Here is a 6,487-nt window from a genome sequence, read left to right on the forward strand (position 1 = left end):
GAAGGGTGAGAGCCGTGGCTGAGGCTGCAGAGGCTGCTGAGACTAACGTACAGGCGGCGCAGGCGAATAACGCACCGATCGGAGTGTTCGATTCGGGTGTGGGCGGGCTGACGGTGGCGCGCGCCATTGTGGACCAGCTACCGCACGAGAACCTGGTGTACATCGGGGACACGGCTAACTCTCCATACGGGGACAAGCCTCTGGCGCGGGTGCGCGAGCTATCGATTGGGATTGCGGACACCTTGGCGGAGCGCGGCTGCAAGATGATTGTGGTGGCGTGCAATTCTGCCTCGTCGGCGTTTATTCGCGACGCGCGGGAGAGGTATTCGATTCCGGTGGTTGAGGTGATCCTGCCTGCGGTGCGGCGCGCGGCGGCGGCGACCCGCAACGGCAAGATCGGTGTGATCGGCACCCAAGCGACGGTGAGTAGTAGGTCCTACCAGGATCTTTTCGCGGCGATCCCGGGGGTCGAGGCGTATGCGCAGGCCTGTCCGCAGTTTGTGCCCTTTGTGGAGCGCGGCATGACCAGCGGGCGACAACTGATGGGGCTGGCGGAGAACTATCTGGCGCCGTTGAAAGCCGAGGGGGTGGATACAGTGGTGCTGGGGTGCACGCATTATCCGCTGTTGGCCGGGGTGGTGCAGCTGGTGATGGGGGATGACGTCACGCTGATTAATAGCGCCGAAGAGACGGCGAAGACTGTTTATAGGACGCTATCGGAACAGGGGTTGCTGGCGGATGAGGATCCGGGGCGGGCGGTGGACCTTTCCTTCGAGTCGACGGGGGATCCGCAGAGGTTCGCGAAGCTGGCTGGGAGGTTCCTGGGGCCGGCGATTAGTTCGGTATCACAGATCCCGGAGATGGTCCGCTAGCGCTTAGGGTTCTCTTATGTGAGGTGCCCAGGGGTTTTGCTAATTATAGAACTATTGTCCCGGTTGTTCCTGAGTCGCTTATTCAGCTATGCTACAGGGGTACTCTTAGGATGTTTTTCGCTTATCGAACCGAATTTTAGTGAGTTTTCAGCTTTTAGTAGGCGCCCGGCCTGTTGCGGGTCTTAGAAAAGGGAATCTGACAGACGGCAGGCGCGCTCAAGCTTTTTCAGGAAGGACCGAGGAATGAATTCCTCTCAGAACAAGGTTTCACGGCAGAATGTGCGTAAGAGTGCGGCCGCACTGTCTGCCATCACCCTCGCGCTGGGCTCACTCAGCATCTTTGCCCCCAGCGACTTCGCGCCCGAGGCCACCGCAGCCACGTTCACGGGCGGCATCCGCGACAAGTCCGGCGCGGTGGAGAAGGATGCTCAGAAGGCCTCCGACCTGCCGGCCGGTTCGTGTACTGTCTCGGAAAGCACTCAGAGTGGCAGCCAGGCTGGTTTCAGCTGGTATACCTCTGAGCCGGTTGCGGAGAGCCCCGACAAGAAAGCCTGGGGCCTGAGCGTCGCCTTTGACAACTCGAAGGACCGCACGTTCGCTGACTGGGGCTTTACCAATTCAGGCAACATGGGTGCGTACCTCGATAAGGCTCAAATTCCCGCTACGGACGCGGGTAAGACCTTTGTTAACAAGGTAGTCACGCACAAGGCCGACGAAATCCTCGGTATTACTGCTTCTAGGACTCAGCGAAACCTGAACCTCAACGCGGAACTGACCGATGCGAAAGTCAAGCAGTTCGCTGAGGCCACTGCCGCGAACCCGGTACGTTATGCCTGGCAGGGCAACTATAAGCAGGAGAATCCCGACCCAAAGACTAGGGCCACCCGGGGAGAATCCGCAGCCTTTACGGCCGTCGTGAACCCGTGGCCGAGCGAGAACATCGAATGTAACCCGATCACGGTGTCGTGGGAGAACTTCGAGAAGCACGTCATCGTTGCAGGTGCTGAAACTAAGGTCGGTAAGATCAACGTTCCTGCTGTGCAGAACGGTGGCACTGACGACTCTATGTCCCGCATGGTTGTGGAGGCCTACGATGGCAACGGCCAGTTCATCGGCACCACAGACCCAGCGGCCTCCGGTGGCACCAAGAACCTGCGTATCGATGAAGCGACAGGCGACGTCTACTTCACCTGGCCTGAGTACCGCGGTACTGACCTGGCAACTGACAAGAACGTGAACTTCTCCGTTCTGGCAAAGCCTCGCAGCGTGGACCAGCTCCAGGCTGCTGCTAAGAGCAACAATGAATTTATCGGGCACGACGGAGCCTTCGACAGCTCCAACTCGCTGACGCGCTACAACAAGGCGAACGTCATCGACTCCAAGGCGTTCTCCCTGGACGACACCGAGTACCACTCCCCGAAGTACGACAAGACCGACGCCAAGATCATCTCCGGTGTCGATAGCGCTACCGGCCCGCTTGCTACCGAGCCGCAGAAGGTCACCTTCACCCAGACCCCTGACCTGATCAAGGAGCTGGCCAAGAAGAAGGGTGACGGCGGCTTCGAGGCCAAGGTTGAGCTGGACGAGAAGTACGTCTACGACGGCTGGACCGTCGAGATGGACGAGAACTACAACGTCACCGTGACCGCTCCGGAAAACCCGAAGCCGGGTAGCTTTGCGCGCCCGAAGATCACCGTCGAGTACTCCAACGGCTCTACCGATGAGCTTGAGCTGTTCGTGGTTGTTGACCCGAACAATACCCAGGTCACTGACCTGGTGCGTCCGGGTCTGTCCAAGGGCAAGGTGAACGAGGAAATCACTGCTCAGATTGGATTGAAGCCAATCATGAAGGGCCACAAGGCAGTTCACCCAGCCAAGTACGAGATTGATCCGGCGACCGTGCCGGCAGGTTGGACTGTCACGGTCGATGCCACCGGCAAGGTCACCGCGAAGGCGGACGACACCGTCGCACCGGGCACGATCATCACCCCGAAGGTGAAGGCAACCTACCCGGACCAGACCACGGATGAGATCGAGACCCAGTTCCAGGCGATCGTCGACATCAAGATCCCAACCTACGACACGGTCACTGGTCAGCCGAACGCGAGCGTCAGCCTCACGCCCGAAATCCCGGAACGCGGTTTGAGCGGCAACACGACCGATGAAGCCCCGACGCGCTACACCTTTGAGGACGGCACGAACCAGACCACCCTCACCAGCAAGGATGGCAAGACATGGACCGTCTACGTCGACGAGAAAACTGGTGAGATTACGACCACGATTCCGAAGGGTGCGCAGGAAGGCGACATCCTGAACGTTCCGGTCCAAGCTCACTACAGCGCTGAAGGCAAACAGAAGCCTCAGACTGTTGTTGGCACTGTCGTCGTCATAAAGGGTGACATTAAGGCGAACTACAACGTCCAGACCACCGCTCCTGGCCAGGAAGTGAAGCACCAGGTTGAAGACGCGCCTGATGGCTCCACGTTCTCCTTTGGTCGAAAGGACGGCAAGCCGGTTCTTACTCAGGAAGTCAACGGTTGGAAGTACACCATCAACCCGAAGACCGGTGAAGTTTCCTCCACCCCGCCGGCTGATGCCAAGCCGGGCGACAAGAACACCATCACGGTGACCGTTAACGCTCCGGGTGGTTTGACCACCCAGACACCGGTCACCACCGTGGTCAAGCTGACCAACAGCTGGGAGTCTGAGCCGGTTGTACCGTCCCAGACGGTCTACCCGGGTGGTACGGCGACGTCACCGATTGGCGTCGAAAAGCCTGCCGAAATCAACCTTGATCCGGACAAGCCGTTCACCATCGATCCGAAGGGCAAGGGTCTTGAGGCCACGGGTGAGAACAACGAGTTCGGCAACCCGACCTACAAGGTGAAGACCGCTAACGGCGACTGGATTGTCGGCCTGGATGACAAGGGCAACGTCATCTCGACCGGACCGGAGACCGCGAAACCGGGCGACAAAATCGACGTTCCGGTCATCGTGACCTACGAGGACGGCTCGAAGGACAACACGACCGCGACCGTGAACGTCATCGACGTCCCGAAGCGTGAGGTTCCGTTCCAGGTCGAGTACAAGTACGACGACTCCATCCCTGCCGGCGAGTACAAGGTTGAGACCAAGGGTGAGCCGGGCGCCGAGAAGATGAAGAAGGACGGCACCTGGGAACGCACCAAGGAGCCGGTCAACGAGGTCGTCGTCGTCGGCACCAAGCCTGCCGAGAGCGCGAAGGACGTTTCTTGGACGTTCCCGATCCCGTACCCGACCGAGGTTCGCGAGAACCCTGACCTGAAGCCGGGCGAGATGAAGGTCATCCAGGAAGGCGAGAACGGCGAGCGGACCTACAAGGCTAAGTTCACCTCCAAGGGCGACCAGGCCTCGGTAAGCGAGTCGAAGGTAACCAAGAAGCCTCAGCCCCGCATCATCGAGGTCGGCCCAGGTATCCCTGATCAGGAACTGACCAGCAAGAAGACCCAAGAGGTACCGTTCGAGATCGAGTACGTCTACGACGACACCCTCGAGTCCGGCGAGCAAGTTGTCGACGAAGAGGGCGTTCCGGGTGAACAGACCATCACCTCCACCCAGAAGATCAAGGACGGCAAGCCGGACGGTGAGCCGACCATCAACATCGAGCAGACCAAGGCACCGAAGAACGCGAAGATCCGCATCGGTACTAAGACCACCGGTGAGAACGTTGAGACCGTTAAGTCTGAGGTTCCGTTTGGTGTGAAGGTCGAGTTCGACCCGAACATGTCTGCTGGCACGTCCGAGGTTGTGACCGAGGGTGTTCCTGGCGAGAAGACGGTGACGATCAAGCGCGACATCACCAACTCCAAGCCGGGTGACCCGCAGATCAGTGAGGAAATCACCAAGCAGCCTGTTGACCAGGTCATCAAGGTCGGCACCAAGCCGTCTGAGGCATCCGAGAAGGTCACCTGGACTGCCCAGGTTCCGTTCGAGGTTGAGACTCGTCCGAACCGGGAGCTGAAGCCGGGTGAGATCAAGGTCGTCCAGAAGGGCGTGCCTGGCGAGAAAACCTACACCGCTGACTTCACTGCCAAGGGCGACCAGGCAACGGTCACCCCTGAGGAGAAGCAGACCAAGGACCCGGTTAACGAGATCATCGAGTATGGCCCTGCGCTCGGGGAAGATGAGCTTGTCACCACTGTGAAGAAGCCAGTTCCTTTCGATACCGAGATCGTCTTCGACGACTCTCTCGAAGAGGGCAAGCAGGAAGTGAAGCAGGTCGGTCGACTCGGTGAGGACACCGTCACTTCCACCCAGAAGCTCGTGGATGGTAAGCCGTCTGGCGACCCGGTTGTGGAAACGAAGCGCACCGAAGAGCCGATCAAGCAGATCATCCGCGTCGGTACGAAGACCACCGGTACGAACACCGAGACCTTCACCACTGAGGCTCCGTACAAGGTCGTTGTGAAGTATGACCCGAACATGCCTGCTGGTGAGTCCAAGGTGACCACTCCGGGTGTTCCGGGTGAAAAGACGGTGACGATTACCCGCAACATCACTAACTCGCAGCCGGGTGACCCGACGATCTCTGAGAAGATCACGAAGCAGCCTGTCGACGAGGTCATCACCGTTGGCACCAAGCAGGCCACGGCTACCGACAAGGTGGAGTGGACTGAGCCGATCCCGTTCGGCACCACTCTTCGTCCGAACCCGAATCTGAAGCCTGGCGAGATCAACGTTGTCCAGGAAGGCAAGAACGGTGAGGCTTCCTACGCCGCGACGTTCACCGGCACCAACGGTGAGGCGCAGGTTGCGGAGGTCAAGGCTCGCACCGAACCGGTCGAGCAGATCATCGAGTACGGTCCGACTAAGGATCCTCAGGAGTCTTCGGTCGTAACCAAGACTGAAAAGCCGGTTCCGTTTGAGACCACGATCATCTTCGATGACACTCTCAAGGCCGGTGAGCAGGTCGTCGTTAAGCAGGGCGAGCTGGGTACTGAGGTTGTCACCTCCACCCAGAAGATCGTGGACGGCAAGCCTTCCGGCGAGCCGACCGTGACCACTGAGCGCACTAAGGAACCGACAAACGCGGTTATCCGCGTCGGCACCAAGACCGAGAACACTCACACCACTGAGTCCGAGGTCGCAGTGCCGTTCGAGACCGAGGTCATCTACGACGACACTATGGAAGCCGGTACGTCCGAGGTGGTCCAGGAGGGCAAGCCGGGCAAGGACAAGGTCACCACGACCCAAACCATCGTGAACTCGCAGGTCACGGACACCAAGACCGAGCGCGAGCGCGTGACCGAGCCGGTTAAGAAGATCATCAAGATCGGTACGAAGATCGCGACGGACTCCACGACGGTTGAGTGGACCGAGAACACTCCGTTCGAGATCGAGGTTCGCCCGAACTCGGACTTGAAGGCCGGCGAGCACCGGGTTCTCCAGGAAGGCAAGCCAGGAGAGGTAAAACACACCGTTACGGTGACCTCCGAAAACGGTCAGATCACCAAGAGCGACCCGACTACGGAGACCATCAGCGATCCGGTCAAGCACATCATCGAGGTTGGTACCAAGTGCGACTGTGAGCCCCCGAAGGATCCGGAGAACCCGAATAACCCTGAGGACCCGAAGGA

At 59.3% G+C, this 6,487-nt stretch carries 2 protein-coding genes; both read left to right on the forward strand.

Annotation, left to right across the window (positions count from 1 at the left end; translation table 11 throughout):
• Positions 1-14 precede the first annotated feature (14 nt).
• Positions 15-872 carry a glutamate racemase gene (murI, locus tag QKE30_RS09605; protein WP_239201867.1) on the forward strand — a complete coding sequence of 286 codons (858 nt, stop codon included), beginning with the start codon at positions 15-17 and terminating at the stop codon, positions 870-872.
• A 243-nt stretch (positions 873-1,115) separates the two neighbouring features.
• A partial coding sequence (locus tag QKE30_RS09610; protein WP_347934675.1) for a G5 domain-containing protein occupies positions 1,116-6,487 on the forward strand: 5,372 nt, incomplete at its 3' end.

This window comes from Corynebacterium sp. c24Ua_83 (assembly GCF_039907245.1).
Lineage (GTDB): Bacteria > Actinomycetota > Actinomycetes > Mycobacteriales > Mycobacteriaceae > Corynebacterium.